Origin of the sequence: Kitasatospora sp. NPDC058063 (assembly GCF_042885395.1) — a bacterium.
In the GTDB taxonomy this organism is placed as follows: Bacteria; Actinomycetota; Actinomycetes; order Streptomycetales; family Streptomycetaceae; genus Kitasatospora; species Kitasatospora lactacystinica.
In genome coordinates, this window is record NZ_JBHVSD010000047.1 from 12,546 (window position 1) to 38,185 (window position 25,640).

30 protein-coding genes are annotated in these 25,640 nt (G+C 72.7%); 24 read left to right on the forward strand and 6 right to left on the reverse strand.

All coding sequences use genetic code 11. The features are described 5' to 3' along the window. Positions 1 to 378: 378 nt before the first annotated feature. From ACFVUY_RS41825 to ACFVUY_RS41840, 4 genes are all read right to left on the reverse strand, one after another. Positions 379 to 1,290, reverse strand: a complete 912-nt coding sequence (locus ACFVUY_RS41825; RefSeq protein WP_387737183.1) for a DUF1932 domain-containing protein — start codon at positions 1,288 to 1,290, stop codon at positions 379 to 381. After that, a complete protein-coding gene (locus ACFVUY_RS41830; protein ID WP_387737184.1) occupies positions 1,287 to 2,498 on the reverse strand; it encodes an HAD family hydrolase in 1,212 nt (403 codons plus the stop codon). The genes ACFVUY_RS41825 and ACFVUY_RS41830 overlap by 4 nt, the downstream gene beginning before the upstream one ends. Further along, positions 2,495 to 3,508 carry an AAA family ATPase gene (locus ACFVUY_RS41835; protein WP_387737211.1) on the reverse strand — a complete coding sequence of 338 codons (1,014 nt, stop codon included), beginning with the start codon at positions 3,506 to 3,508 and terminating at the stop codon, positions 2,495 to 2,497. The genes ACFVUY_RS41830 and ACFVUY_RS41835 overlap by 4 nt, the downstream gene beginning before the upstream one ends. Before the next feature lie 196 nt (positions 3,509 to 3,704). Continuing rightward, entirely contained in the window at positions 3,705 to 4,493 is a 789-nt protein-coding gene (locus tag ACFVUY_RS41840; protein ID WP_387737185.1) for a GntR family transcriptional regulator, read from the reverse strand. 355 nt (positions 4,494 to 4,848) lie between these two features. On the opposite strand from ACFVUY_RS41840, the gene ACFVUY_RS41845 reads away from it, so the two are divergent. The 23 genes from ACFVUY_RS41845 (at position 4,849) to ACFVUY_RS41955 (ending at position 22,568) form a co-directional block, all read left to right on the forward strand. Next, positions 4,849 to 5,433, forward strand: coding sequence for a hypothetical protein (locus ACFVUY_RS41845; RefSeq protein ID WP_387737186.1), 585 nt, complete (start codon positions 4,849 to 4,851; stop codon positions 5,431 to 5,433). 165 nt (positions 5,434 to 5,598) lie between these two features. Then, positions 5,599 to 6,162: a hypothetical protein gene (locus tag ACFVUY_RS41850; protein WP_387737187.1), complete on the forward strand. Its 564-nt coding sequence runs from the start codon at positions 5,599 to 5,601 to the stop codon at positions 6,160 to 6,162. Positions 6,163 to 6,164: 2 nt separating this feature from the next. Further along, positions 6,165 to 6,347, forward strand: coding sequence for a hypothetical protein (locus tag ACFVUY_RS41855; protein WP_387737188.1), 183 nt, complete (start codon positions 6,165 to 6,167; stop codon positions 6,345 to 6,347). Next, positions 6,347 to 6,634, forward strand: coding sequence for a hypothetical protein (locus tag ACFVUY_RS41860; protein WP_387737189.1), 288 nt, complete (start codon positions 6,347 to 6,349; stop codon positions 6,632 to 6,634). Before ACFVUY_RS41855 ends, ACFVUY_RS41860 begins: the two co-directional genes overlap by 1 nt. 355 nt (positions 6,635 to 6,989) lie before the next feature. Further along, the gene (locus ACFVUY_RS41865; RefSeq protein ID WP_387737190.1) at positions 6,990 to 7,514 is read left to right on the forward strand and encodes a hypothetical protein; all 525 of its coding nucleotides are present in this window, start codon (positions 6,990 to 6,992) and stop codon (positions 7,512 to 7,514) included. A 167-nt stretch (positions 7,515 to 7,681) separates the two neighbouring features. Continuing rightward, the gene (locus ACFVUY_RS41870; RefSeq protein WP_387737191.1) at positions 7,682 to 7,945 is read left to right on the forward strand and encodes a hypothetical protein; all 264 of its coding nucleotides are present in this window, start codon (positions 7,682 to 7,684) and stop codon (positions 7,943 to 7,945) included. Between the two features lie 116 nt (positions 7,946 to 8,061). After that, positions 8,062 to 8,517: a hypothetical protein gene (locus ACFVUY_RS41875; protein ID WP_387737192.1), complete on the forward strand. Its 456-nt coding sequence runs from the start codon at positions 8,062 to 8,064 to the stop codon at positions 8,515 to 8,517. Positions 8,518 to 8,532: 15 nt separating this feature from the next. After that, positions 8,533 to 8,739 (forward strand): hypothetical protein, encoded by a 207-nt coding sequence (locus ACFVUY_RS41880; protein WP_387737193.1) that lies wholly within the window; start codon positions 8,533 to 8,535, stop codon positions 8,737 to 8,739. Next, positions 8,732 to 9,529: a hypothetical protein gene (locus ACFVUY_RS41885; RefSeq protein ID WP_387737194.1), complete on the forward strand. Its 798-nt coding sequence runs from the start codon at positions 8,732 to 8,734 to the stop codon at positions 9,527 to 9,529. Before ACFVUY_RS41880 ends, ACFVUY_RS41885 begins: the two co-directional genes overlap by 8 nt. A 2-nt stretch (positions 9,530 to 9,531) precedes the next feature. Continuing rightward, positions 9,532 to 10,128, forward strand: a complete 597-nt coding sequence (locus tag ACFVUY_RS41890; protein ID WP_387319882.1) for a hypothetical protein — start codon at positions 9,532 to 9,534, stop codon at positions 10,126 to 10,128. 33 nt (positions 10,129 to 10,161) lie between these two features. Then, a complete protein-coding gene (locus tag ACFVUY_RS41895; RefSeq protein WP_387737195.1) occupies positions 10,162 to 12,552 on the forward strand; it encodes a hypothetical protein in 2,391 nt (796 codons plus the stop codon). A gap of 288 nt (positions 12,553 to 12,840) precedes the next feature. Next, positions 12,841 to 15,147, forward strand: coding sequence for a hypothetical protein (locus ACFVUY_RS41900; RefSeq protein WP_387737196.1), 2,307 nt, complete (start codon positions 12,841 to 12,843; stop codon positions 15,145 to 15,147). Between the two features lie 150 nt (positions 15,148 to 15,297). Then, positions 15,298 to 15,534 (forward strand): hypothetical protein, encoded by a 237-nt coding sequence (locus ACFVUY_RS41905; RefSeq protein ID WP_387737197.1) that lies wholly within the window; start codon positions 15,298 to 15,300, stop codon positions 15,532 to 15,534. 204 nt (positions 15,535 to 15,738) lie between these two features. Then, positions 15,739 to 16,119, forward strand: a complete 381-nt coding sequence (locus tag ACFVUY_RS41910; RefSeq protein ID WP_387737198.1) for a hypothetical protein — start codon at positions 15,739 to 15,741, stop codon at positions 16,117 to 16,119. A 158-nt stretch (positions 16,120 to 16,277) separates the two neighbouring features. Next, the gene (locus tag ACFVUY_RS41915; protein ID WP_387737199.1) at positions 16,278 to 16,901 is read left to right on the forward strand and encodes a hypothetical protein; all 624 of its coding nucleotides are present in this window, start codon (positions 16,278 to 16,280) and stop codon (positions 16,899 to 16,901) included. Positions 16,902 to 16,985: 84 nt separating this feature from the next. Next, the gene (locus ACFVUY_RS41920) at positions 16,986 to 17,429 is read left to right on the forward strand and encodes an NUDIX domain-containing protein (protein ID WP_387737200.1); all 444 of its coding nucleotides are present in this window, start codon (positions 16,986 to 16,988) and stop codon (positions 17,427 to 17,429) included. A gap of 125 nt (positions 17,430 to 17,554) precedes the next feature. Next, the gene (locus ACFVUY_RS41925) at positions 17,555 to 18,100 is read left to right on the forward strand and encodes an AAA family ATPase (protein WP_387737201.1); all 546 of its coding nucleotides are present in this window, start codon (positions 17,555 to 17,557) and stop codon (positions 18,098 to 18,100) included. Between the two features lie 134 nt (positions 18,101 to 18,234). Beyond that, the gene (locus ACFVUY_RS41930) at positions 18,235 to 18,606 is read left to right on the forward strand and encodes a hypothetical protein (RefSeq protein WP_387737202.1); all 372 of its coding nucleotides are present in this window, start codon (positions 18,235 to 18,237) and stop codon (positions 18,604 to 18,606) included. A 128-nt stretch (positions 18,607 to 18,734) separates the two neighbouring features. Then, the gene (locus tag ACFVUY_RS41935; RefSeq protein ID WP_387737203.1) at positions 18,735 to 19,118 is read left to right on the forward strand and encodes a hypothetical protein; all 384 of its coding nucleotides are present in this window, start codon (positions 18,735 to 18,737) and stop codon (positions 19,116 to 19,118) included. 86 nt (positions 19,119 to 19,204) lie between these two features. Continuing rightward, positions 19,205 to 20,071, forward strand: coding sequence for a hypothetical protein (locus tag ACFVUY_RS41940; protein ID WP_387737204.1), 867 nt, complete (start codon positions 19,205 to 19,207; stop codon positions 20,069 to 20,071). Between the two features lie 147 nt (positions 20,072 to 20,218). Further along, a complete protein-coding gene (locus ACFVUY_RS41945) occupies positions 20,219 to 21,100 on the forward strand; it encodes a DUF4097 family beta strand repeat-containing protein (RefSeq protein WP_387737205.1) in 882 nt (293 codons plus the stop codon). A gap of 113 nt (positions 21,101 to 21,213) precedes the next feature. Beyond that, complete coding sequence (locus ACFVUY_RS41950; protein ID WP_387737206.1) at positions 21,214 to 22,074, forward strand: endonuclease/exonuclease/phosphatase family protein; 861 nt, start codon at positions 21,214 to 21,216, stop codon at positions 22,072 to 22,074. A 17-nt stretch (positions 22,075 to 22,091) separates the two neighbouring features. Beyond that, on the forward strand, positions 22,092 to 22,568 hold the full coding sequence (locus ACFVUY_RS41955) for a Pycsar system effector family protein (protein WP_387737207.1): 477 nt from the start codon (positions 22,092 to 22,094) through the stop codon (positions 22,566 to 22,568). 72 nt (positions 22,569 to 22,640) lie between these two features. Here the strand turns inward: ACFVUY_RS41955 and ACFVUY_RS41960 are convergent, their stop codons facing one another. After that, positions 22,641 to 23,780 (reverse strand): ParB/RepB/Spo0J family partition protein, encoded by a 1,140-nt coding sequence (locus ACFVUY_RS41960; protein ID WP_387737208.1) that lies wholly within the window; start codon positions 23,778 to 23,780, stop codon positions 22,641 to 22,643. Next, positions 23,780 to 24,529 carry a ParA family protein gene (locus ACFVUY_RS41965; RefSeq protein ID WP_387737209.1) on the reverse strand — a complete coding sequence of 250 codons (750 nt, stop codon included), beginning with the start codon at positions 24,527 to 24,529 and terminating at the stop codon, positions 23,780 to 23,782. The genes ACFVUY_RS41960 and ACFVUY_RS41965 overlap by 1 nt, the downstream gene beginning before the upstream one ends. 260 nt (positions 24,530 to 24,789) lie before the next feature. Here ACFVUY_RS41965 and ACFVUY_RS41970 point away from each other — a divergent pair, with 260 nt between their 5' ends. Then, positions 24,790 to 25,185, forward strand: coding sequence for a hypothetical protein (locus ACFVUY_RS41970; RefSeq protein ID WP_387737210.1), 396 nt, complete (start codon positions 24,790 to 24,792; stop codon positions 25,183 to 25,185). Positions 25,186 to 25,640 lie beyond the last annotated feature (455 nt).

Sequence of the window (25,640 nt, forward strand, 5' to 3'; positions counted from 1 at the left end):
CGGCCTGGACGGCCGGACGGTGGGAGGGACGGGTCGGGGCATGGGTGTGCAGGGTCATGCCCATAGAGGCCGGAGAACCGGGGGCGGTGTGACCCGGGACGAGGTGACGTGCGTCACGGGCGAACGGCGTGGCCGGGACGACACGGCGACGCTGAAGGGCGGGGTGGTGCAATGGGGGCGCTACCTCTCGAAGGGGGGCGCCGTCACCGACGATTGGGGTAGCCCGAGCGAGCGAGAGACGGGTGTCTCTCGCCGAAGCCGGGGTACCCCTGGTACCGTCGGGGACGACTGGATAGACAGCTGAGCAGCCCCGAAGACGCCAATCTTGGGCTGCTTTTGCTGTTTCTGGACTTGGTGACGCCCGTGCGGGCGCCCGGATCAGCCTATTCGTCTCCCTGATTCCTCGGACGGTTCAGGTTCTGCGTGTCGGCTGGACAACTCGGCCTCCGCTCGGAGTAGCTCGTCCAGCGCCTGGTCGGCCGACAGCTTGGTGTCCTTGGCGTCGTCCCATCGGCTGAGCGTGGACGCGGCCGCGCGGAGCAGCCCGTCCGGAAGGCCGGCGGCGGCCATCGTGTCTGCCGCCTCCTCCAGCTCGGGGCCCCACCGCCACCCTCGGGCAGCGGTCTTGCCGATGTAGTCCGTCTCCGTCAGGTACGAGCCGGCCCGCTGACCGGCGACGTCGAGCAGAGCCTGGTCGACACCGTGCTCCCGGGCGAGGCCGTAGGACAGCGCGGCCAGCACCCTGGAGGTCTTCTGGAACACGCTGTAGGCCACCTTCAGCGCGCTGGCCTGCCCGATCTCCTCGCCCAGCACGTGGGTCGACACCGCAGTGCCGGAGAAGAGCTGCTCGATCAGCCCTACCTCGGCCGTCGGCCCGGAGAGGTACAACCGGGGCCGCTTCGTACCGACCGGCGGCGAGCCGACCACCGCGCCGTCGACCACCGCGCGGGCCGTCCCGCCGAGCAACTGCGCGATCCGCGCCGCCCGCTGTGGACTGATCGCGTTCGCCTCCACGTACAGGCCGGTGAAATCGAGCGCGGCCACCTCCCGCGCGACATCCTCTGCCGCGGCTGGCGGGCACAGACTGAGCACCACGTCGGCGTGAGCCACCAGCTCGTCCAGCGACGGCACCGCGGTCAGCCCGAACCGCTCCGCCCTGGCCGCGGTGGCCGCGGAGCGCCCTTGCGGGCACCACAGGACCCGGCTGCCGTTCGCGAGGGCGCACGCCGCGACGGCCGCGCCCATACTGCCGGGATGCAGCACACCGACCGTGACCTGTCGATCCGTCATCGGAAACCTCCACGGACATGTTTCAGCGCGTCCAGGACGTCCAACGCGATGTAGTCCGGCTCCGCGCCCCCGGGCCATGGCCGACCGTGGGAGACCCAGACGGTGCGCAGCCCGGCGGTTCGGCCGCCAGTGACGTCGAGGTCGGCGTTGTCGCCGATCATCCACCCGCCCTGCGCGAGGTCCCGGCCGACGCTGGCGGCCGCGGCCTCGAAGATCCCGCGCTCCGGTTTCCGGACGCCGATCGCTCCGGAGATGCACACGGCGTCGACCACCTCGGTGATGCCGGAGGCCTTCAGCTTGGCGCGCTGGATCTGGGTGCCGCCGTTGGTGACGACGACGACCTGGTGGCCGGCCTCCCGTACGGCGGTCACTGCCTCCAGCACACCGGGGAACGGCTTCACTGTTGCGGCGAGCTCCGGCTCGTACCGCGCCCAGAGCTCGCCAGCCGACTCCGGCAGACCGAGCTCCGCGCACAAGCCCTCGATGACATCCAGGTCCGCCCGGATGCGCATGGCATCGAACATCCGCTGCTCGACCTCCGGACTCAGGCCATGCCCCGCGCAGTACCCGGTCACCCAGGCCGTCACCGCTGAGAGCCGGTCGATCAGCGTGTCGTCGAAGTCCACCATCACCAGCTCGCCGTTGCCGTGCGGCGTGGTGAGCGCCCGGCGGATCTGCGCGGCTGCCGCCGTGGGCGAGACCGAATCCGTGCGGATGGTCAGGTCGAAGCGGAAGTCCGGGTTGGCATCGAGGTCGGCCCGGGTCGAGTCCCACGCGGCCAGCCGTGCCGGAGTGTCCGCGTCACCCCGGCCAGCAGACCGGGCCTCGGTCACCTCCCGCGGGCACCACAGCAGGACGGTCAGCCACTGTGCCGGGTACCCGTCGAGTACGGCCCGCACCCCGTCGACCTGGCCCAGGTGCATCACCGGAATCCCGGCCTTGAACGCGGCGTCCAGGCCCGGCCGGTCCGTCACGTACGTGCTCTCGTACCGCGAGTTCTCGTACACGATCGCGCCCGACACCCGAAGCTCCTCCAACTGCTCGGGCGTGCCCATGCGGTAGCCGGCGGACCGGCCGGGTCCGATCTTGACCCGCGAGAACAAGGAGAAGGAGGCGCCGAGATCGGCAAGGGAGCGGGTGACGGTGTCCTTCCCCGCAGCCGGCGGCCCGTACAGGATTACGCCGCGCACGGCGCGCGCCGTGTTCATGCGTAAACCTCCCGGATCGCCTGGCGGGCCTGGTCAGCAAGGGTGATTGCAGCGCCGAGCCGGTTGTCGACCACCAGATGCGGCACGGCTGGCCGCAGATCGACGTCGATGGTCTGGAGGTACTCGTCCCAGCGCTGCAACTTCCAGGCGTCCCGGGCCGCAGAGCGGAACGAGATGTACTCGCGCATCGACTCCTGGTCGCACCGGACCCAGATCGGTGCGACGTCGACGCCGAGCGAGGCACAGCGGTTCGTGAGTCGCTGCATCCAGTCCGCGTCGGTCATCTCGGCGATGAACGGGGCGGTCAGGACCGTGCTGATCCGGCAGTTGATGTTGGCCCAGGCCGCCTGCATCAGGCAGTCGTACTCGATGTTGCGTACCTGCTCGCGGTACAGGTCGGTGTGCCGGTCGTTCGGGTCGCCGCCGAGCGCCACCAGCAGCCGTTCCACCAGCGGCCGGGTAAGCGGGTCCTTGTCCAGCAGCGGCCAGCCGGTCAGCTGGGTGAGGAACCGAGCGAACTCCGTTTTCCCGCTGCCAGCGTAGCCGCCGACCAGCACCACGACCGGGCGGTGCGGGTCGCCGCCAGTGTGTCGGCGCTTCCAGGCGTCCAGGATCCGCTGCTGCACGCCCATGTGGTCGGCCTCGCCGCCACCCGGCGCGATCCGGTGGATCGCCCGCTCGACAGCGAGCACGTGCCCGCCGTTGTGCTCGTCGCTCGCCGGCGTCAGGCGGAACGTCGTTTCCTCTCCCGGCAACGCAGCGCGGAACCCGAGCTCGGGGTCGGTCGCCCGGTAGAGCAGGCAGTAGGCCCGCCGGTAGTGCGGGCCGGGGTAGACCTCACCCTGCTCGTGCTGCCACAGGGTTTGGGGGTTCGCCGCCGGGATGCCTTTGAGTCGCGCTTCCTCAGCTACTTGGCGCAGCTGCTCCCCTGCCTTCTCCAGCGTCAGCCCGTGCGCCTCTCGTTGTGCGCGCAGCAGGTCAGGCCGCCACCCCGTACGTCCCTTGGCCATGCCCCCACCCTCCAGTGTCACCATGCCCGGCAGCCTAGGGCTGACCAGCCAAAACCCGTGTGTACGCAGATGTGAATACGTGTGTATGGACGTGTTGATGGACCTGATGACGCGCCTGTGATTCCTCGTCAGGTTCCCGGCCGCTGTGATGTACCTCGCAAACGGCTGAGGGATTCGGACGAATTGGAGGTGAGCATCAGTGGCTGTCCTCGGCACTGCCTTCATGGGCAGGGCGGGCGCTTGGGTGTCGGTTGATCGAGTAACCGATCTCGAAGAGTTCGCTGCTCATACGGGTGTCATTGACTTCGACGACTCGTCCGGTCGGCGAGGTGGTGACCCGCAGCACGCGCAGCAGCGGGACACCAACATCGGTCGGCAAGCCCAGTGCTTCGGACTCCTCAGGCGACGGCATTCGTGCGGAGACGGTCTCGCACCACTCGAGCGGGCCGTGGCCCATCTCCTCCAGCCTGTCGTAGATGCCGCCTGGTCCGGTGTCGGTCTCAGCCAGTTGGGTGCCCCGAGCCACGCTGGTCGGCAGGTAGCTGGTCGCCAGCTGCATGGCCGCTCCCGTTTCGGGATCCCCCATCACCCGGTCCCGCACCAGGACTTCGGCTCCCGGCTCCAGGCCCATGAGTTCAGCCAGGTCGATCGGGACCACGCCCCAGTTGATCGTCGGGGCCTGGAGGGCCTTCCACGGCTGGGCGGCGGGGTCGAAGTAGTAGCCGATCTCGTCCCGGAAGACTTCGCGGGATCGGGTGACGCGCATCTTCTCAGGGCGCTCGCGGACGATCGTGCCGCGGCGTCGGATCGCGACTACCAGGCCCTCCTGCTCCAGCAATGCGATGGCGCTGCGGACGGTTTGGTAGCCAGCGCTGTACTGCTCCTGGAGCTCCGTCAGCATCGGGAGCTTGTCGCCGGGCCGGTAGTGCCCCTCGGCGATCTTCTGGCGCAGGTCGGCGGCGATCTCGCGATACGAGGCAGCCACGGCGGTCACCCCTTTCTGGAGCTGGATGGACCAAGTCTAGCGATAGCTCTATCAGGCACAGGGGGTGCGACACAACGCCGTCCGCGACATATAGCTATCGGTATTGACATCATGCCGCTGCTCCGCTCTACTTGGCAATAGCGATAGCTATAACACTCTGTTAGGGGTGTGGCCATCACTGTCACCACTGACAACTTCACAGCTCTACCTGCGCCAGCTGAAGGTGAAGACCAGACCCGGGGGCTTGCGCAGGACTCGCAGCAGCTGTGCTGCCCAGGTCTCGCGGACGACGTGTCGCTCGTGAGGTGTGGAGAACACAGCCGCCCCCGCTACTCCGACTCCTTGGGAGACCGTGATGCGCAGCAACTCTCGGCCGGCCCTCCGGCTCAGCACCCTCCGCCCCAACCAGATCGAGATGACCCCCGGCCTGCCGTTTTCCCTGGTCTGCCCCGATTGCTCGGTCTGGCGTCGCATCAACCGCGGTCGCATCCAGCCGCACTTCCTGGACGACGAGACGACCTATTGCCCGGCCAGTGCCCGGCGCGTCGAGAAGGATGTGACGCCCGAGCAGTGGGCTGCGCGGATTGAGGAGGGCGTCGCGGAGACCGCCTCCCGCCGGCCCACCACGGTGCTGAAGAAGGTGAAGACCCCGCAGCCGCCGGCGATCCTCCACATCGCGCAGACCCGCCCGGCCGCCCCGGCGCCGACCGCCGCCGAGCGCGCCGACCAGTGGGCCGAGGCCCTGCTGCCGGTGTTCGTCGCGGACGCCCTGCGCCGGATCCCGCTGCACGGCGCACGCGGCCCGATCGTCCCGCTGACCCTGCCGGCCGGGGCCCGGCCGATTACCCAGGGGCCCAGTGCGGATGAGGTGCTCGCGGCGAGCCCGCTGCGGAAGAACCACGGTCACGTCACTGGCGAGCCCGAGGCGCTCTCCGCTTGACCCGCCACCAGAACGAACGACCACGGCCGCCGCCGAACCGGACCAACCGGGTCGGCGGCGGCCGTGGCTGCTCGCGCAGCAGCAAGACGGCCCCGGGGATTGCGCCCCCGGGGCCGTCGTTCGATCGCCCACACCCATCACCTGCAGAGCGAAAGGAAGACGATCGTGTCCACCATCATGGCACCCGCTGTCGCTGACCCGGACCTGGGCCAGCTCTACCACCAGTACTCCACCCACCTGCTGGCCGCCGCGACCGAGCGGCTCGCCGGCTCCAGCCCCTCCCCGGCGGACGACGCCGACGACCTCACCCAGGACGTCTGGACCTGGGCCGCCCACATGCCCACCGTCCCGTCCTGGACCACCCTGCTGGAGATCCTGGACTGGCTCTGCGCCGAGCGGACCGAGGAGCTGCTGCGGGAAGAACCCGCAGGCCTGCTGACCAGCGTCGCCAGTACGGCCACCACCCCCGAGACCACCGCCGGCCTCGCCACCCTGGAGGACCAGTACGAGGGCCGTGTCCTCTCCCTCGTCATCCACGACCTCGCGATGATCGCCCCGGCCGCCGGCGAGAGGACCGTGATGAAGCTCGTCGCCGACGTCTGGCGCCAGGCCAACGAGCACCTCACCACGGTCGGCCGCACCTCCTGGGCCCACATTAGCTGGTTCGTCCAGGACACGATCAGCCGCTTCGTACACCCGGTGGGCCAGCCGCAGATGGCGGGGTGCTGACCGTGGCGAAGCAGACGCCGCAGACGGCGGAGCAGACCAGGGCGATCGCGGAGCGCGCCGAGGCGTTCCACACCGCGATCCACACGGCCCGGACGCCGGACCAGATCCGTGAGGTCTGCGTTGCCGCGTCCGCCGACTACAACGCCCGCAACGGCCAGCCGACCGGGCAGGAGGTGCCGCAGTAATGGGCATCAAGTCCCTCCTCGGCCTCGGCTCCAGCAAGTCCGACTCCGGCTCCGCGTCGTCCGGGACGTCGACCCGTACGAGCGGGATGTCGACCACCGGCTGGCACTCCTACGACCCGGCCCAGGCGCAGCGTCACCACCGCGAGGCGCAGGTCTCGACCGTCCCGGCGAGCACGGACCGGTTCGGGCGCCGGGTGGTGTCGGCGGATCCGTACAGCCGCCCCGACACCGACACGGTCCGGAACTTCGGCCGGCCGTACCGCGAGGACAACGGGGGTGCGCAGTGACGATCGCCCACCTCCGCTCGTACGGCGGCAGCGACGGCCAGGGCAGCAAGCCCGCCGAGACGCACCCGCCGATCACCTCAAAGAAGGGAAACGGCCGATGATCCTCTCCAACTCCCAGGCCGACGAGGCCCTGCGCCGGATGCGCGAGGACCAGGCCCGCCGCGACGCGGCGAAGGCCGGCGGCTCCGGCAAGTAGCCCCTCCTCCTCTCTCCTGCAGTTCGGCAATCTCCCGCCGCCTGCCACCGGAACCGCCCTGGCATGCCCATGCCGGAACGGAGCCGGGAGTGGTGCGGCGGGCCCGCCAGGGCCCACCACCAACCCGTTCCCGCCCCACCCGACCCAGGAGGCACCCGCATGTCCCGCACGCTGACCGGCCGCCGCCAGGCCGAGCACATCGCCCGCACCACCACGGTGTCGTCCTGGGCCTGGGTCGCCGAGGCCCAGGGCCCCGAGCGCGTCCGCCGGGCGGCCGCCCGCCGCCTGGCCCGCCTGACCGGCACCACCCTGGTCCGCTGGGACGGCGTCCTCTCGGACTCGGACTGGGACACCCTGCTGTCGGCCGGCGCCGACGCGCTGCTCGCCCAGGCCGCCACCGCCGACGACGAGGACCGGCCGTACAGCCTGGGCCTGGTCGACGCCGCCGCCGAACTCGCGGCCGAGGCCGCCGCCGCGACGGACACCGTGCTGGAACGCACCACCGTCCTGCCCGACCTGCCGGCGCCCGGCCGGTTCGTCGACGCCGCCGCCGCCGAACCCGAGCGCCTGCCCGACGAGCACACCCAGGTCACGCGTTGGTCGCCGTTCGAGGGCGGCCCCCGCCACATCGTGCGCTGCGCCGACGGCACCCGCCGCTACGGCACCGGCCAGCTCGCCGACTAGACCGCCGACCTCCACCAGCTCCACCCCGTCGCCCCGCCCGGGCCCTCGTCCCGCCGGCTCCGCCCGGAGCTGCCTTGACCGGTTCGGCCGCCCGATCGGCGCCCGCACCGGTGAGGGGAGCCCCGGGACCACCCAGGTCCCGAGACATCACAACTAGGAGGACACCCATGTTCGAGCGCCTGCGCCAGGCCGTCGCCGACACCGTGACCGAGATCGCGGGCCAGGGCGGGTTCACCCGTGACATCAAGGCCACCATCGCCGGCGGCGACCAGGAGGCCGCCGAGGCCTTCCGTACCGGGACCGTCGCCGCCGCGCTGACCACCCGGGGCCGCGACGCCCGAGGCGAGGAGATCAGCGACTACGTCGGCAAGGTCCTCGCCGCCGACGACGGCAACGCCGACCGCCTCCGCTGGCTCCACCGCCGCCGCTGACCACCCCCCCAGGCCCCTTGCCTGTCCGGAAGCCGCCCGCCACGGCGGCGCGGCTCCTGGACAGGCCACCACCCCTCGCATCACCACCCAGTCCCGCATGGAGCCGGAGGCCCACGATGAAGTACCACGCCCGTGTCTCTTCGCCCGCCCGCCGCGCGTACTACGAGGCGGACAGCACCCGCCGCTGGATCGCCCGCGCGATCGGCCCGCGCCGCGTCGGCGGCATCTACCGCGGCGCCTACGCCGGCGACACCCCCTACGAGGTCCTGGCGATCGACCCGGGCCCGCGCGAGGGCTGGCCGATCTGGCAGATCACCGTGCGCACCGTCGGCGAGGACCAGGTCCGCCCGCACTGCACCGCATGGGACCACGAGCGCGACGTCGTCGTCGCGCAGCCCGAGGACGAGGACTTCGCCCAGGCCTGGGCGGCCTGGCAGCTGACCCACGACCCCAACCCGTGGACCCGGCGCGAGTCGGACAGCCCGGCCTGGCAGCACGTCCTGGACGAGATCGCCCACCCGGTGAGCACCGCCGCGTTCCAGCACCTCGCCCACACCGCCCGGATCAGCTGACCGCCGGAGGTCGTCATGGACACCATCTTCTTCACCTTCTTCGCCGCCGCCACGGCCGCCCCGGCCCTGGTGCTGCTGCTCTGGGCCCTCAAGCAGTGCCGCGAGAAGACCGCCCCGGCCGAGGAGGCCGACGCCACGCTCGGCCGCTGGAGCGCCCAGAACACGGACCCGGCGGCGTTCATGGCCGAGCGGATCCGCAGGGCGGCGGGCAGCGATGTCTGACACCACCACCGAAACGTCCTTCAACCTGTTCGCCGCCGCCGGGCCGGGCGGCGCGGGCGGCATGGAGATCATCGACGCCGAGATCGTCGAGGACGACACGCCGCCCGCCGGAGGGGCCGGGCAGCCGCCGCACGGGGGACAGCGCATCCACACCCCGCCCCCGCCGCCCGGCCCGCCCGCCCCGGCCGCCGAGCCGGACTGGGCGCACTACGCGGCCGCCGCAGCAGCCGCGGCGGCCGCCCACTACCAGGCCCCGCCCCCGCACGTGCCGATCCCGCCGCAGTACAGCTACTCCGACCCGGGCTCGGTGGTGCCGGTCGAGGTCGTGGCCCCGCAACCGGTCCCGGTCATGGTGGTCGCCCCGCCCGCCGAGCCCGAGCCGTTCTGGGACTTCTCCTGGCTGCAGCTGGGCGCCAACGCCACCGCCGCCGCCCTGGCCGCCGTCCCCGCCTGGCTCCTGCACCACCAGCTGCCGATCATCACCGGCTCCTACGGCGCCGACGCCGCCGCCGCCATCGCGATCCTGTGGGGTGGCAAGCGGGCCCTGCGGTCCCTGGCCCTGGCCGGCGCCGCCTACTACGGCTGCGCCGCTTTCCACGCGAACACCGCCACCACCGCGGCTGTCGAGCTGGCCGCGATCGCCCTGCCGCTCGTCGGCGCGAAGCGGGCCGAGGTCTCGCTGCTGCGCCGCACGGCGGTGTGGATTCCCATCCTGTCCGGCTGCCTGTCGCTGCCGGCTGTCACCGATGCCATCACCTGGCTCACCACCGCGTTCACCGGAGGACACTGATCATGGACGTCACCCTCGGCACCTACGCCGCTGTTTTCGGCCTGACGGGCTGGCAGCTCGCCCGTACCTACGGCATCCCGCTGCCGAAGGTCGGCGGCAAGGGCGGCGGGGTCTACGGGCGCGCCGCCGGCGCCGGCGCGGACCACGCCAGCCTCTTCCCCTACGCCATCGGCACGGGTTTCGGCGTGCTGTGCGGGCTGTGCGCCGGCGGCATCCTCGGCGGCCTGGGCTGGCTCGGCTACAAGGCCTCCGCCTGGGGCGGCCAGCTGTCCCTGTGGAGCTCCACCGGCGCGGCCTCCACCGCCCAGTTCCAGGGCGCGACCCCGGTACCGGTCGGCGGCGGCGGCGCGCTGCTCCTGTTCGTCGTCGCCGTCGTGCTGGCCGGCGCCCGCAAGTCCGCCAAGGGCGCGGCGGGCGCGGGTGCGCGGACCCCGGGCACCACCGCCAGCGGTCTGGACAAGTGGAAGGTGAGGCTCGGCTTCGTCAACGGCGCCTCGCTGGCCGCGATCCCGCTGGTCACCTACTACGCCAACGAGGCCCTCTCCAAGGGCGGCCAGGTCGTCCTGGACGCCCTGAACCACGTCGCCTCCAGCCGCTGAGACCCGAACCGGAAAGACAAAGAAGGGGGACCCGTGAGTATCGACCTGCGCCTGGAGCCGGTCGAGGAGGAGATCCTCGAAGGCGAGCTGCTGGACGACGACGACCCGGGCCCGCGCCCGGCCGAGCCGGACCCGGCCGGGCCGCGCCCGTGGTGGCGCCGCCAGCTCGGGCACCTCCCGGCCGGCCTGCGCGTCCTGGCCGCCGAGCGCAGCGACTGGCTGTTCGTCACCGAGGACCACCTGAGCGACCGGGCGGTGGCCCTGCACATCCTCAACGGCCGCCACCAGGTGTGGGAGGCGGGCCGCGGCGCGGAGCACACCGCCCTGGCCGGGCGCGCCGCCCAGGAACTGGCCGCCGCCAAAGCCTCGGCGGCCGCGGCCCAGGCCCAGGACGTCACCCCGGCCGGCCACACCGCGGCCAAAAAGGCCGAGCTCGCCGCCCGCACCGCCGCCGCCCAGTGGGAACAGAAAGCGGCGGCCGTGCTGGCCCTCACCTACACCGGGCACGCCCCCGTCACCCCGGGCGAGATCGGCGACCACCGGCGGCGCATGTCCCACCGGCGCCGCGTCCGCCTGGCGCTCACCGTGCTGGGCGTCTACGGGCTGCCCGGCCTGGCCAGCGGCCTGCACACGCTCGTGGTGGAGTGCGCGGCCACCGGCGCGGCCGTGGCCTTGGCCGCCTGGGGCAAGAGCATCGCCCCCCTGTGGCGCTCCGGCCGCCGCGCCGACCCCGACCTCGCCTACAAGCTGCCCGACGACGGCCGGCTGATCGCCCCGCCCGGCCAGCCGGCCGCCGGGGACCAGCCGGCGGCCCGGGGTACGGCCGGCACCGGACAGCGGACCGACCCGGCCGCCGACAGCCGTCCGTTCCCGATCCACGGCGTTACCGACCCGGCGGTGGCCGTCGAGTGCGTGCGGCGGGCCCTGCTCGCCGAGCGGGTGCCGCTCGCCTACGCCGGCGACCCCACCCCGCACCCGTGGGGCTGGGAGATGGTGGTGCGCGTCTCGGACGGCACCTCCGGCGACATCGGCGACAAGCTCGGCGACCTGGAGACCAAGTTCGACGTCGGCGACGGCGATGTGATCCTCCAGCCCAACCGCAAGCGCACTGCCGAGGCCACCCTCCGGATCGTCACCGGCGACCTGTTCGGCGCGATGAAGCCCCCGCCGTACCGGGCGCCGCACTCGGTGGACATCACCGACGCCGGGGTGTTCGGCATGAGCGCCGACGGCACCGACCTGGAATTCTCCCTCGCCGAGCTGATGGGCGAGGTGATCGCCCGCTCCGGCGGCGGCAAGAGCACGATCATCCGGGCCCTGCTCGACTGGACCACCGCCGCCGACAACGCGGTCACGATCTTCCTCGACCCGTCCGGTGACGGGCCGGGGAAGTTCTCCGACGCGGTCAAGCTCACCAGCACGGGCCCGATCCAGATCGAGTTCGCCCTGCTCTCCCTCTACCGGCTGGCCGCCGGCCGCGCCCGCATCCGGCGCAAGCTCGGCATGGGCGACACCTGGCGGTGCAGCCGGGAGCATCCGGCGATCATCGTCTTCGTCGACGAGTTCCCCAAGCTGACCAAGCGCTCGAAGCAGATCATCGCCGAGCTGCAACTGGTCGGCCGCAAGGAGGGCGTCTGGCTGATCTTCGCCGCGCAGGGCGCCACCAAGGAGCTGCTGGGCTCGAACATCGCCCAGCACCCGGCGCTCAAGATCATGGGTGCGTGCCGGGACGTCGACACCACCCAGGCGCTGGGCGGCGGCGCGATCGACTGGGGCTTCCTGCCGCACCGGCTCCAGCCGAAGTCCGGCGACTCGCTCAACGACTGCGCGAAGTCGTACGTGGTCGGGGCACCGGGTGTGTCGGAGGACCCGATGCTCCACAAGTGGCACTACATCCCCGACGACGAGGGAGGCCGCCGTGCCGCCGAGCGTCTCGCCGCCGGCCTGGTCGACGTCGACCAGGCGTCGATCGACGCGGCCCTCAAGGCACCCAACCCGCCGGGCCTCAAGTTCGCCGACGACGAGGACGAGTACCTCCGCTACGTTCCGTGGCCGAAGCTGCTGGAGATGTGCGCCGAGGACGACGACGAGTCCGGCCCCGATACCGCCGCCGACGGTGACGAGGAGCGCCCGCTGCCCGAGGTCGTCCGGGTGCTCCTGCACGCCCTGGAGACGGAGGACGCCGAGGCCCTGACCCTCGGCCGGCTCCATCCGTACCTGATCGCCCACGACGCCAAGCGGTGGGACCGCTGGCACGAGAAGGACGAGCACGGGCTGTTGAAGGAGATCGGCCGGTACCTCGCCATGGACTTCAGCCGGGCCGGGGTCGAGCTCTCCACCCAGCGCCTGGACGAGCTGGAGGGAAGCCCCCGCGGCATCCGCCGCAGTGACGTCCTCGCGGCCGCCGACCAGTACAGCGAGTGACCGCGCCGATCGGCCCGCCGATCGGCGGCCGATCGGTTTCGGATCGGATCCGGATCGGCGGGGCAACGGTTGCCCCGCCGATCACCCACCGATCGGCCGCCGATCAGAAAACCGATCCTGACCAGCGAAAACCGATCCAGCCGATCAGATCTCCCGCACCCCCGGAAACGGCCCCGGCACCCCCGATCAGGGCCGTTTCCACCCCTCGCCATCCCCACGGCGCCGCGACCCGCTCCGGCCGCCCCGGCCACCACGCACCGTCACCGCTCAGGACAGGAGTCCCCGGCCATGACCCCGGCCCGCACCACCACCCGCCGCACCCGAACCCCCGCCAAGAAGACCGCCGCCAAGGCCCCCGTGAAGGCGCCCTCGACCCGCCCGCAGCCCTCCGCCGACACCCTGGCCAAGGTGCCCACGACGTTCACCGTTCGGTCGGCCGCCGACCCGGTCCTGGCCGATGCCGCCGACCGCGCCGCCGATGTCCTGGCCCTCGCCGAGGACCAGGCGCTCGCCGTCCTCGCCCGGGCCGCCGTCACCGCCGACCGCCACCTGGCGACCGCCGAGCAGTGGACGACCGAGGCCGAGCAGCTGCGCGCGGTGGCCGCCGCCGAGGCCGAGACGGTCACGCAGCGTGCCGAGCAGACGGTCCGGCGGATCCTCGACATGGCCAACGACCAGGCCGACCTGATCCGCGAGGACGCCGTCCAGCACGCCCGCGAGCGGCGTGAAGAGGCCGACGCCGACGCCCACGCGGCGGCCGACCGGCTGCTGGAGCAGGCCACCGAGCGGGCCTCGGCGCTGCTGGCGGACGCCGAGCAGCGCGCCGCCGCCGTCCGTGCCCAGGCCCGGCAGGACGCCGAGCGGATCGTCGCCGACGCCGAGGAGCGGGCCCAGGCCGTGGCGGCCGGGATCACCGGGGCGGCCGAGGAACAGGCCGCGAAGGTGCTCGCCGAGGCCGACCGGGAGGCCGAGCGCACGCGCGGCCGGGCCGCCGCCGACCTCGCCGACGCCCGGGACCAGGCGGCGCTGGCCCGCGAGGAGCTGGAGGCCGCCCGCGTCCGGGCCGCCGCCGACCGGGCCGAGGGCGAGCAGGAGCTGACCGGCGCCCGGGAACGGGCCGCCACGGTGCAGTGCGACGCCGCCACGGCGGCCGACCGCACCCTCACCCAGGCCGCTACCGAGGCCGAGGCGATTCGCACCCGGGCCGCCGCCACCGCCCGCGACATCCTCGCCACCGCCGAGACGGAGGCCGAGCAGCTGCGCACCGAGGCCGAGGAGCGGGCCGCCCGCCTCACCGAGGCCGCCCTCACCGAGGCGGACACCGCCCGGGATGAGGCCGCCGCGGCCGCCGACCGGATCCGCGAGGACGCCGAGACCGAGGCGGCGGAGCTGCGCGAGGAGGCCGGACGGCAGGCCGCCGAGCTGCGCCGGCGCGGCCTGTCCGAGGCCCAGGAGCTCCAGGACGACGCCCAGGCGCAGATCGAGCAGGCCCGCCAGCGGGCCGGGGAGCAGCTGCGGCAGGCCGGCTCCGTCCGCGGCAAGGCCGAGGCGGACGTTCAGCGCCTGCTGGTGGCCGCGCGCCGGGACGCCGAGCAGGTCACCGCCATCGCGCTGGCCGAACTCGCCGAGACGCAGGAGCAGGTCGCCGCCCTGCGCGCCGAGCAGGAGCAGCTGGATCAGCGCCGGGCCCAACGGCAGCAGCGCTGGTGGCGCCGGACGCTGCGCCGGGCGGCGGCGAACCGGGCCCGCCTGGTGCCGTTCCTACTGACCCGGGCCGTGCTCGGGGCCGGCCTGGCGTACACCTCCTACAAGGAGCACGCCCTGGCCGTCACCGCCGGCATGCACTCCGCGCTGGCCTGGCTGCTCGCGGTCTGCCTGGACGGATGGGTGGTCGCCGCGACCCGCAGCAAGCTCCAGCGGGAGATGCGGATCGCGCTCGCCGTGATGGTGCTGTGCCAGATCGCCGCGATCCTGACCGACCTGCACGTCCTCGGCGTCGAGAAGAATGCTGACGGACAGTGGCGGCTGCAGGGGTGGATGGCGATCCCGCTCGCCACGGTCGTCCCGATCGCCATCTGGCGCGTGCACGAGATCATCGACCACGCCAAGGGCGCTCACGGCGAACCCGCCACTGCCGCCGCCGGACCGGCCGGGCCCGCCGGGCAGCCGGACGGCGCCCACGACGGTCCCGCCCCGCGCCTGTCGCACGGCGGCCAGCCCCTGCCCACCGCCCACGGCGAACTGATTCCCGCGCAGAGCGTCTACGTCCCACGCTCACCTGAGCGCGAGATCACCGCAGGTGGCGGGACCAGCAGCGCTCACCGCGCACTCACCGGCACTCACCCGCAGGACACCGACGCGCACCCGACGGAGACCCTGTCCGGACCCGCGCTCACCTACGCCCGCCGCGCGACCGTCCGCCAGCTCTACACCACTCTCGACCGCCGCCCGCTCGTCTCCGAGATCCACGCCGCGCTCACCGCCAAGCGTCTGATCACCGGCGACGAGAAGACCACGCGCTCAACCTGCCAGCGGCTGCGCGCAGACGTCGAGAAGGCGGAGCCCGCGCTCGCCCCGGCCGTTCGCTCTGCGTAACCGAGCGCTCAAGCACGACGGCCTCCGGGATGAAGAAGACACCCCGGAGGCCCATGGCACCCGAGGGTGCCGACGGGCCGGTCTCGCCACCGGCCCGCTCCCATCCTCCCGCACCACCCTCACCCGCCGATCACGTACGGAAGGAAGCCCTTGATCGCCATCGAGCGCGACGACCGGATCGCCGCGCAGCGCCGGCTCCTCCACGAGCGCAGCCTGACCCTCGCCAACATCCCGCCCGGCAACCGCGCGCACCACCGCCTCGCGGCCGAGTGCGAGGCCATCAGCGACGAGATCGACCGCCTCCAGCACTGCATCAACATCCCGCGCTCCGTCGCCCTGGCCGTACCCGCCCTGCTCGCTGTCCTGCTCCTCGCCCTCATCAGCTGACCGAAGGAACCCTCATGCGCTTCGTCTACCTGCTCGGCATGTTCGCACCCCTCGTCCTCCTGGTCGTGCTGCTCGCGCGCTGACCGGCCGTCCGGCCTCGCCCCCGACCCGCGCCGCCAGCCCGGCACCCAGCCCGGCGGGCGGCGCGCGCTCCGGGGACGGGACCGGCCGCCCGGCCGGCACCACTCGCAGAAGGGATCCGCGATGCAGCCCACCGTCCAGCCCCACACCACCCAGACCCCGCCCCAACCCGCCGTCGGCGCGTTCGTGCTCTACCGCGACGCCAACCGGTTCCTCACCGGCCGACCGGACCACACCCGGGTCTGCCAGGTCCTGCGCCACAGCGACTTCCCGGACCGGGTCGGCCTGCGGGTCCTGGAGACCGATGAGGTCATCCACCACGCTCCCGTCGCCTTCACGCGCCCGCTCGACCCGGCCGAGCTGATGCACGACATCGACACCGCCCCGCTCGACGCCCTCGGCGACGGCCGGCTGATGACCGCGGCCGGCGCCTGGCTCGCCCTCCAGCACCGCCAGACCACCACCGCGCCGTCCGCCAAGGCGCTCCCGCCCGGCCGCAGCTGACATCCCACCCGGCTTGGCCGTCCGCACCCCCACTCGCGCCGCTGGCCGGCGCCCGGCCACCGACGCTGCCCACCAGCCCGCCTGCTCCCGGCGAGGCCGGTGCCGGCGCGCGGCGCGGCGTGGCCGCCCGACATCACCACCCACGGAAGGACCCCGTCATGCAGCCCCACCCCACTCACCACCAGGCCACGAGCGTTATCGACACCCGCACCCACGCCGTCCGTGAGGCCCTGACCGCCCTGCTCACCGGCCTCACCCCCGACCCGTTCGACGACCTGCTGTGCCGCGACGACGCCTACACCGTCGTGCTGGGCCTCCTCGCCCACCTGGAGACGAACGGCCACCGCCGTACCACCGTCGGCGAACTGCACACCTGGTCCCGCGTCACCCCCGGCGGCCAGGCGCTCGGCGGACACGACCGCCTGCTGGCCCTGCTCCAGCAGGCCGCCGACCACGGCCACATTCGCCTCGACCACGGCCTGGCCCACATCGGCGACGCCCCCCGGGGCCCGGGCCTGGGAGCCGGGCGCGGGCACCTGTGGGCCCGCTACACCAACCGGTCCGGCGCGGTGGTCGAGCTCGCCGGTGCCACCCCGTGGCCCTGCGACCAGGCCTGGCCCACCGGCACTCCGACCGGCGACGACCCGCTGGCCTGGTGGTGGTGCATCGGCTGTCGCGACGGGCACCGCTGGGACGGGCAGCCGCTCGGCGTTGCCCGCGAGCGGGCCACCGGCCACGCCGCGACCTGCACCGCCCTGCCCGCGCTGACCGACAGCCGCTGACCGCAACCGCGCCCCGGCCCCGGGTCGGGGCGCGCGGCATCCCCGACACCACACACCCACTCAGAAGGGAACGAGATCAACGAGATGATCGAGTCCATCCGCTACACCGCCGACGTGGTCGCCCTCACGCCGACCGGCCGTGTCCTGCTGATCCAGCGGGCCTGGCCGCCTCACGCGGGCGCCTGGGCGCTGCCCGGCGGTCACGTGGACCCCGGCGAGACGAGCCGCGTCGCGGCGGCCCGGGAACTGGCCGAGGAGACCGGCCTGCGGGTGGAGCCCGCCGACCTGCTCCAGCTCGGCGCCTGGGACACCCCGCACCGCGACCCCCGCGGCCGGTACGTCACCGTCGCCTACCTCGCCGTCGTCCCGGACGACGCCCGGATCACCGCCGGAGATGACGCCCGCACCGCCCGCTGGTGGCCGGTCGACGGCCTCCCGGAGCAGCTGGCTTTCGACCACGCCGAGATCCTCACCGCGGCCGTGAGCGCCGTGGCGACCACCACCGGTCCCGCCGGTACCACGGCCTGACGACGCCTCGGCGCCGCCCACCACCGAGCCCCGCCCCCACACCGGCCAGGCCGGGACGGCAGCGCGCGGTGGTGAGCGGCGCGCCCACCCCGGCCCACTCGTCCCCGATCCGAAAGGCACCACCCGTGAACACCACCTTCGTCCCCGTTCCCGGTTCGCTGACCGTCCTGGTCGGCGGCAGCGGCGCCGGGAAGACCACGTTCGCCAGCCGCTGGCCGGCCACCTGGCGCCTGAGCCTGGACGACTACCGGGCCATGGCCACCGACTCAGAGGCCGACCAGTCCGCGACCTCGGTCGCCGACCAGGTCCAGTCCCTGCTGCTCGACGCCCGGCTCTCCCGCAACCTCACGACCGTGGCAGACAGCACCGCGCTGCTGCCCCACGTCCGCGCCGGTCTGCTCGCCCGCGCCCGCTACTGGCAGCGCCCGGCCTGTGCGGTGCTCTTCGAGGTGCCCCTGGCAACCCGCCGCCTGCTGAACGCCGGCCGCGAGCGCGTCGTCCCGGACCACGTCCTCGTCGACCAGGAGCAGCAGGTGCCCACCCAGGCGCAGCTGCTCGCCGAGGGCTTCGTCCGCGTCGACCGCGTCACCGTCGACCCGGCTGTGCGCGTGACCGACCCCGGGCCCACTTGCGGGCCCCGCGACGGCCTCGACCCCGCGGCCCGGTTCTGACCGGCCGCGACCTCGCCGCCCGGACCACCACAGTGCGCACCGACCCGCTCCCTGGCCCGGCCGACGGCCGACGGCGGGCGGCTCGGTGCGTGCCGCGGCCGTCCGGCCGACACCACGACATCACGGAGGCTTCGTTGACCACCGAGACCACCCCGAGCACCCAGGGCGCCGAGCAGTACTACGCCGGCCACATCCAGGACCTGCACGATTACGCCGCCCGACTCGTCACCAACGGACCGCGCCCCGACCACGCCCTGACGTTCACCCTCGTGGACGGCGGTCACTTCCTGCCGTTCCCCAGCCAGGTCCGCACCGGCACCGTGCGCACCGCCGTCCGCCGCGCCCGCAAGCACACGGTCTACGAGTACGACACCACCGACCGCAGCGGCGCCAAGGAGCGCATCGTCTACATCCGCCACGCCGCCGGCACGTGGAGCAACGTCCGGGACGTCGTGGACATCTACGTGATCCCCCAGGAGGCGCCGGGCCACCGCACCGCCAACTGACCGCCCGCCCGACTGGCCTCGTCCCCGGCCCGCACCGCCCGCCCGGCACCCAGCCCGGCGGGCGGCGCGCGTCCCGGGGACGGGACCGGCCGCCCGGCCGACACCACCCGACCCGGAAGGACCGCCCGATGACCACCACCACGAGCAACCCGCACGAGATCCTCTGCGTCGAAGGCCGCAGGATCGTCCAGGCCGAGTACCTGACGACCGCCGCCCCGGGCCTCGTCCTGTACGAGCTGCCCGCCGACATCGACTGCGGCGGCCCGTGCCGCTGGCGCCTCGGCCACCACTCCGGCAACCTCCTCGCCGCGTTCCGCACCCCCGACGCCGCCCGCCGGACGGCCGAGGCGATCGGGACCTGGACCGACTGGGCCCTCCACATCGACACCCTGCGCGAGCACCTCCTCGGCGACCACCGCCACCAGGACGCCCTCGACCAGCTCCTGCGGCACATCGAGAAGGCCGGCGGACACCTGGAGAACTGCGCCTGGTACGGCCCCTACGGCTGCTGACCGCCCTTCCGGTCCGGCCGTGCCGCCATCCGGCGCGGCCGGACCACCCCTGCTCCGAACCCATCACCCGACCAGAGGAGAGCCTCTTGACCGTCGTCCCGCTCGACCCCGCCAGCCCCGCCAGCCACGCCGTGGGCGTGGACTTCGACCTCACCGTTGTGCGCCACGACAAAGGCTGGCAGGACGGGCGCATCTACGGCGACCCGATCCCCGGCGCCCTCGCCGCCCTCCGCCAGCTGATGGCGTGCCGCTCCGTTTTCTGCGTCACCGCCCGCCACCGCCAGTACCACCCCGCCGTAGCGGCCTGGTTCGTCCGCCACGGCATCCCCGCGGTCGTCGACGAGGACCCCGACCGCGCCTACTGGCTGGGCGACGGCGACCGGCTGCTCGTCACGAACAAGAAGTTGGGAGCGGCCCTCTACATCGACGACCGGGCGCTCGTTTTCACCGGCGACTGGGACGCCGCCCTCCCCGAGGCACTCCGCCGCATCGGCGAGGGCCCGGAGCTGGCGCAGCCTGCCGTCGATGTCCCTGCGCTGACGATCCGACAGCCCTGGCTGGCCGCGATCGTCGCGGGCGACAAGCGGACCGAGAACCGGTCCTGGCCGACGAATCACCGTGGCCCGGTCGTCCTGCACGCCGCCCGCGAGTTTGCTCGCGACGGCCAGGCCGACCCGCTCGTCCGAGCCGTCCTCGCCCGCCCCGGCGCCCCCGCCCTCACCACCGGCGCCCTCGTCGCCACCGCCCGCATCGCCGACTGCCACCGCGACACCGGCTGCTGCCGCCCCTGGGGCCTGCCGGGCCTGTGGCACTGGACCCTCGCTGACGTCCAAGCCCTCGCCGAACCCATCCCCGCCGCCGGCCGCCTCGGCCTCTGGCGCCTCGACCCCGGCCAGCACGCGCTGCTCCACCGTCACCGGGCCGACGCCCTACCGGCCCTTACCCACTGCTGAGCCGCCCCCGCTGCTGACGCCCGGGCACTGACGCTGCGTACCACCGCGCCCCGCCGCCGCGCCCACCAGGCCCGGACGGCGGTGCGCGGTGGTACGCGGCGCGGCCGCCCGGCCTGAACCCGACCCCGTACCAGGGAGAGCAAGATCATGGCCACCACCCGCACCCTCACCGCTGCCACCACCGGCGCGACCACCGTCGACCTGTCCCTGCTCGGCGCCTCCGGCCGGGTCGACGTCCAGGCCGTCCCCGGCCTCGCCACCGCCGAGATCACCATCAGCACCACCGACGACACCGGCGAGGCCGCCGACGCCGTCACCGGTGCCGACCTGTTCTGGGACCCGCGCGGCGCTCTCGTCGCCCGCGTCCAGGGCGCCGGCGGCGGCACGACCACCATCGTCACCCGCTCCGGACGCACCATCACGATGCAGGGCGTCGGCACCGTGTACGGCTCGGTGACCGGCATGGTCATCGACGGCGACCTCACCATCGTGGGAGGCCGGGTCGTCGGCGGCCGCGGCGCCACCCTGGTCCAGGGCCCCGCCCCCGTCGTCGTCACCGCCCGGGTCCCGGAGGGCAGCTCCGTCATCGGCCGCACCCAAGCCGCCGACCTGACCACCACCGGCCGCCTGACCGCCGTCGCCGCGACCACCCAGTCCGGGGACCTGCGGGTCACCACGGCGCACACCTTCGTCGACCAGGTGACCGCGACCACCCAGTCCGGCGACGTGTCCGTCGGCACGGCCAGCACCGTCAGCGCCCGCACCCAGTCCGGCGACGTCGTCCTGGAGCGCGCCGTCACCGCCGAGGTGCACACGATGTCCGGCGACATCCGCGCGAGCTGGCTGGGTGCGAGCGCCGACCTGCAGACCATGTCGGGCGACATCCGGGCGCACGCGGCGAACCCCGCCGCGGTGACCGCCGACTCCATGTCCGGCGACGTCACCGTCACCGCCTCCCCCGACGCCCCGGCCGGCGCACCGGACACCCACGCCACGCCCATGACCGGCCGGGTCTCCATCCCACGCTGAACGCTGTACCAAGCGCCCACCTCCCCGCCGCCCCGCGCCCACCCGGGCGCGGGGCGGCGGCAGACCGCGACCGCCACCCGGACCCGATCCGCCGCACCCGAAGAAAGAGGACCATGAAGCTGACCATCGTCGTCCAGAACCTGCAACGCGGAGGCCTGTTCGACAGCGACGGCGGCCGCGAAGACCGCTGGCCGCAGCTCGCCGAGCGGATCAGCAGCGTCGAGCCCGACCTGGTACTGCTCCAGGAAGCCGAGGGATGGGCCGACGCCGGCCACCGCCAGCTCGTCCGCGCCGAGCACGACCTCGGCATGGACGGACTCCTCGCCCCCTCCCGCTCCGGCCGCGGAACCGCCCTGCTCTACCGGCGCGAGACCCTCGGCCGTCGAGCGAGCTGGAACACCGACTACGCCGACGAAACCCACCACGGGCTCGGCGTCGCCGCCTTCACCCTCCCCGGCCTGCCCGCGCCGATTGCCGTCACCAGCGTGCACCTCACCCCGTACAGCGCGGACCGCGCGATCACGGAGGCGGACTTCGCGGCGTCGCGGAGCTACCGGTACGGCCCGTACTGCATCCTCGGCGGCGACATCAACTACCCGCCCGCCGCCGGCCCCGACCCGGCCTGGGACCGCATGCGCCCCTACAACCGCGGCGCCCGCACCACCCTCACCGACCCCGCACTCCACCAGCAGACCGCCCCGCTCCCGGACCGCCGAGTCGCCTGGAAGCTCGCCGCCAACGGCCTCGTCGACACCGCCTGGCACCTGCACGAGCAGACCGGCGACGAGGCCCTGCTGCGGCGCACCGGCAACGACGACCGCATCGACCAGCTCTGGGTCTCCGCCCCGCTCGCCCCGGCCATCGTCTCCTACACCCTGCTCGACACCCCGGCCGATGCGAGCGACCACCACGGCCTGGCCGCCATCCTCGACGCCGACCTCATCAACACCAGCCAGCCGTGGACCTACCAGTGACCACCCCGAGGAGAATCGTGACCACCACCCAGGACCCCACCCCGGCGGCCGAGAGCACCGACCGCGCCGAGCAAAACCTCACCGAGGCGCTGACCCACGTGATCGGAGAGGTAGCCAGGACCGACCAGAAGGCCGGCTTACTCCTCGGCCTCGATGGGGTCCTCGCGGCCGCCGTCGCGATCCTCGCCCAGGCGAAGGGAGCCAGCCTGCCCGTCATCGCCCCCGTGGCGGCCGTCCTACTCGCCGCCACCGTCCTCGCCGTCCTCGTCGTCCGCCCCCGCATCACCCCGGACGACCGCAGCTCCTACGCCCACTGGGCCACCCGCACCCCCGGCCAGCTGCGCGCCGAACTCGCCCCCGACCAGCGCCTGGACCGCCTCGGCGTCCTCTCCGCCCTCTGCCACCACAAGATGCTGCTCCTCCGCTGGTCGGGGGACACCACGATCCTCGCCCTGGCCGCCCTCGCCGCAGCCGCCCTCATCACCGCGGCCTGACGGCCGAACCCGCCAACGACGAAGGCCCGCACCCCGTATCACTGGGGTGCGGGCCTTCGCTGTTCAACGAACCTAAGCGACCGCGTCCTGCACCGCTTCCAGGTCATCGATCAGCAGGCTCGCCAAGGCAGTCCGCTGATCGGCTGACATGCGCTCACGCAGGAGCGCATAGACCGCTGCCGGGTCGTTCCACACCAACGCTGGCACGGGTACGAGGTAAAGGTCTTCACCAGACTCCCGGGAGGCCTCTTCTGAGCGCGGCTCCGGCAGGGAAGCCACATCAGCCTCGGGATTAACCGCGGTAAATTTCGGCGCCTCGCCTTTAGGATGCGCTGCCGAGGGGGCCATCTCATTCTCGCCCGAGGCTGACTCGGAACCGCCAGGGCCCAGACCATCCCGCGCGGGATCGACCGCGGTAGAGCGGGGACTACCAGGGACTGGAGTGGGCTCAGCCTTCTTCGAGCCCAGGCGCGTCTGCCGGTCGGCAGCCTTCTTCGCGGCATCCTCAGCAGCGAGGCGTTCCAACTGCAACAGCTGAAGCTGGGCAGACATCCCCTCGATGCCCTTGACCGACCCGAGTCGACGCGCCGCACGGATCGAGAGGCCTGTCTCCCCGCCGGTGCGAGCATGAGAGCGGACCAGGGACTGGACGTCGGGGTGCAGCTTGAGGAGGCTCTTTCGCTGAGAGATCCAAGCCCCGGTCCAGCCCTCCGCCTCGGCTGCCTCCTTGGCGGTCGGGTACTCCGAGACGATCGCCACGACCGCCTTGGCCTCCTCGATGGGATCGAGGTCACGGCGTTCGACGTTCTCGTCGTACGCAGCGCGTCGTAGAGCCGCGCGGGAGCGTGCGACGCTGTCGTTCACTGCGCACGCCAGCTGCTCGCGCCCATACTTCACGGCGGCGGCATGACGCCGGCATCCGTTCACCACGACATAGTCGTACCCGCGGAGCTCCTCGGCCTCCTCGGGGTACAGGCCCAGGTAGGCGGCTCGGGTGACGATCAGAAGGCTCTGACGCTGAATCTCCTGGATGGAGCTGAGGTCGGAGAGGTCGCCCACCTCATCACGCGGGTTGTGGGGGTTCGGGAGAAGACGCGATGCCTTGACGTGGATCAGGCGGTCCGCCTTCTCCGGCCTCTCGGCCCCTTCTGCATTCTCGCTGTCGGGCGGCGGGGTCCCCAGGAGGTCGGAGACGTTGACGCGCCGGGCCATCAGGAATTCCTCTCACGGGTACGCGCGATGCGCAGCTGCATCTCAAGCGCAAGGTTGCTGAAGTCGGCCTGGCACTCCTGGGCCGTTCGGCTCTTCGCGTACTGGGTCACAACCTGCCCGAGCGCGGCCGCCTTCGAGTGGAGTTTGTAGTGTCGGATCACTGTGTTCGCCAGCGGCCAGCCGTTGTTCCGTACGTACTTCTTGGTGTCCTCCCTGTCTCCTTCGCCGTCACGGGGATCCCAGTTGGAGACGACGACGGTGAAGGGGATGCCGCGCGGCTTGATGACCTGCTCGATCGTGTCCCTGGTAGGGGGCCACCCCAGAGATTCGGTCTCGATGGGGACGAGGACATGGTCCGCGTTGTCGAGAGCCGCCCGGATCGAATCTGCGACGCGTCCTTCGCCGAGGGGATCTCCGGAGTTCTCGTCCCGCGCTTCAGGCGGGGTCCAGCCAGGAGTATCGACGATCACGATGTCGACAGCAGTGGCCTCGCGGAGACGCTTCAGATCATCCAGGTCGTCGTAGGCCTCGGCGAAGATGAAGGGGAGGTCATCACCAACCCGCTCTGCCCACCATGCGCTGGACCCCTGAGGGTCCAGCGAAACTGCGGCCACGGGGGCGAGGAGGCCTTCCTTCTTCTCGCTCTTGTCAGGAGCGAGAACCGCCGCGGTTGTCGCGGCCAGGTTCACCGTGATCGTGGATTTGCCGATGCCGCCCTTGCGATTGAGGACGACGATGACAGTTGCCATGCTCTTCTTCCTTGATCCGTTGACTTCCCAGGCGTCAGCCTGGTACTTCGGACTCCGTTGACTTCCCGGAGCCATTCCGGTACTTCGGACCGGACAAGCATCTCAGACGCTGACGAAACGGCAGAACCACCCCACCCGAAGGCTTCACAGCCCTACGATTAACCGCGGTTAATCGCTCGGATTGAGCCTGAACCAGACGGCGACCCAGGGGGAACAGCACGGTGTCGTGGCGAGATGCGGTACAGCCGGCGTTGCGGGTGATGTTGCAGGCAGAGGCCCATCCGGACCCCTACCTGGAGCTGCTGCGCGTCGGAGTGGAGCACCAGGACGTCGCCGAGGACGTCGTCGTGACGCTGGCGGTGGACGGGACGCTCGTTACGGGGACCGTGATCCCGGCCGGGGCGTGGGAGGACCTTTACTTCCGCCAGGTCGCGGACGCCGACTACTACGGGATGCGGAAGGTCTTGCGGGAGGTGATCGGGCACCTGGACCAGGCCGTCGAGGACGGTCGCCGCCGTCGGGCGGACGACCCGCGGTTCCTGCACCTGAAGGACGTCACCGTCCGCTCGGGGCGCAGTGCCCGGAGGCTGCCGGCCTGGCGCGGGCCGCTCGCGGCGGTCAGCGGTTGGAGCTTGGGCGAACCGGACGAGCGCTGAGGGCACTCGTCCGCACTCCCGGCAGGGGATGGGCGCCGTGCTGGGTGCCCTCGGGCGCAGGCCGTCAACCGACCGGGTCAGCCCGCCGCCGTCGTTGTCCGTCGCTGTCCGCCGTCGGCCGGACCGTGTCCGGCCCGTTGCGCCGTCTCGCCCCCCGGGGTGGACGCTCGCCACCGGCACTGGACGGCTCGTCACTGCGGGCTCGCCGCCCCCGGCCTGCAGCAGTGAGGCCTCGGCCGCCCGCCGCTCGGCTCCGGCTGTCCCGTTGCCCCTGCTCCTGTCCGCCGCCGGGCATCGGGTCGTGCCAGGTCAGCGTTTGACGCGGCTGCGGATGGCGAGGGCGGCGAGGCCGAGGAGGACGTGGCTGCGTAGGTCATAGGCGAGAGCACTTGTCGGTGGGTTCCAGCATCACTCGTTGGCTGCGGATCCGACGAATGTTGGTGAGAAGTAGGAAC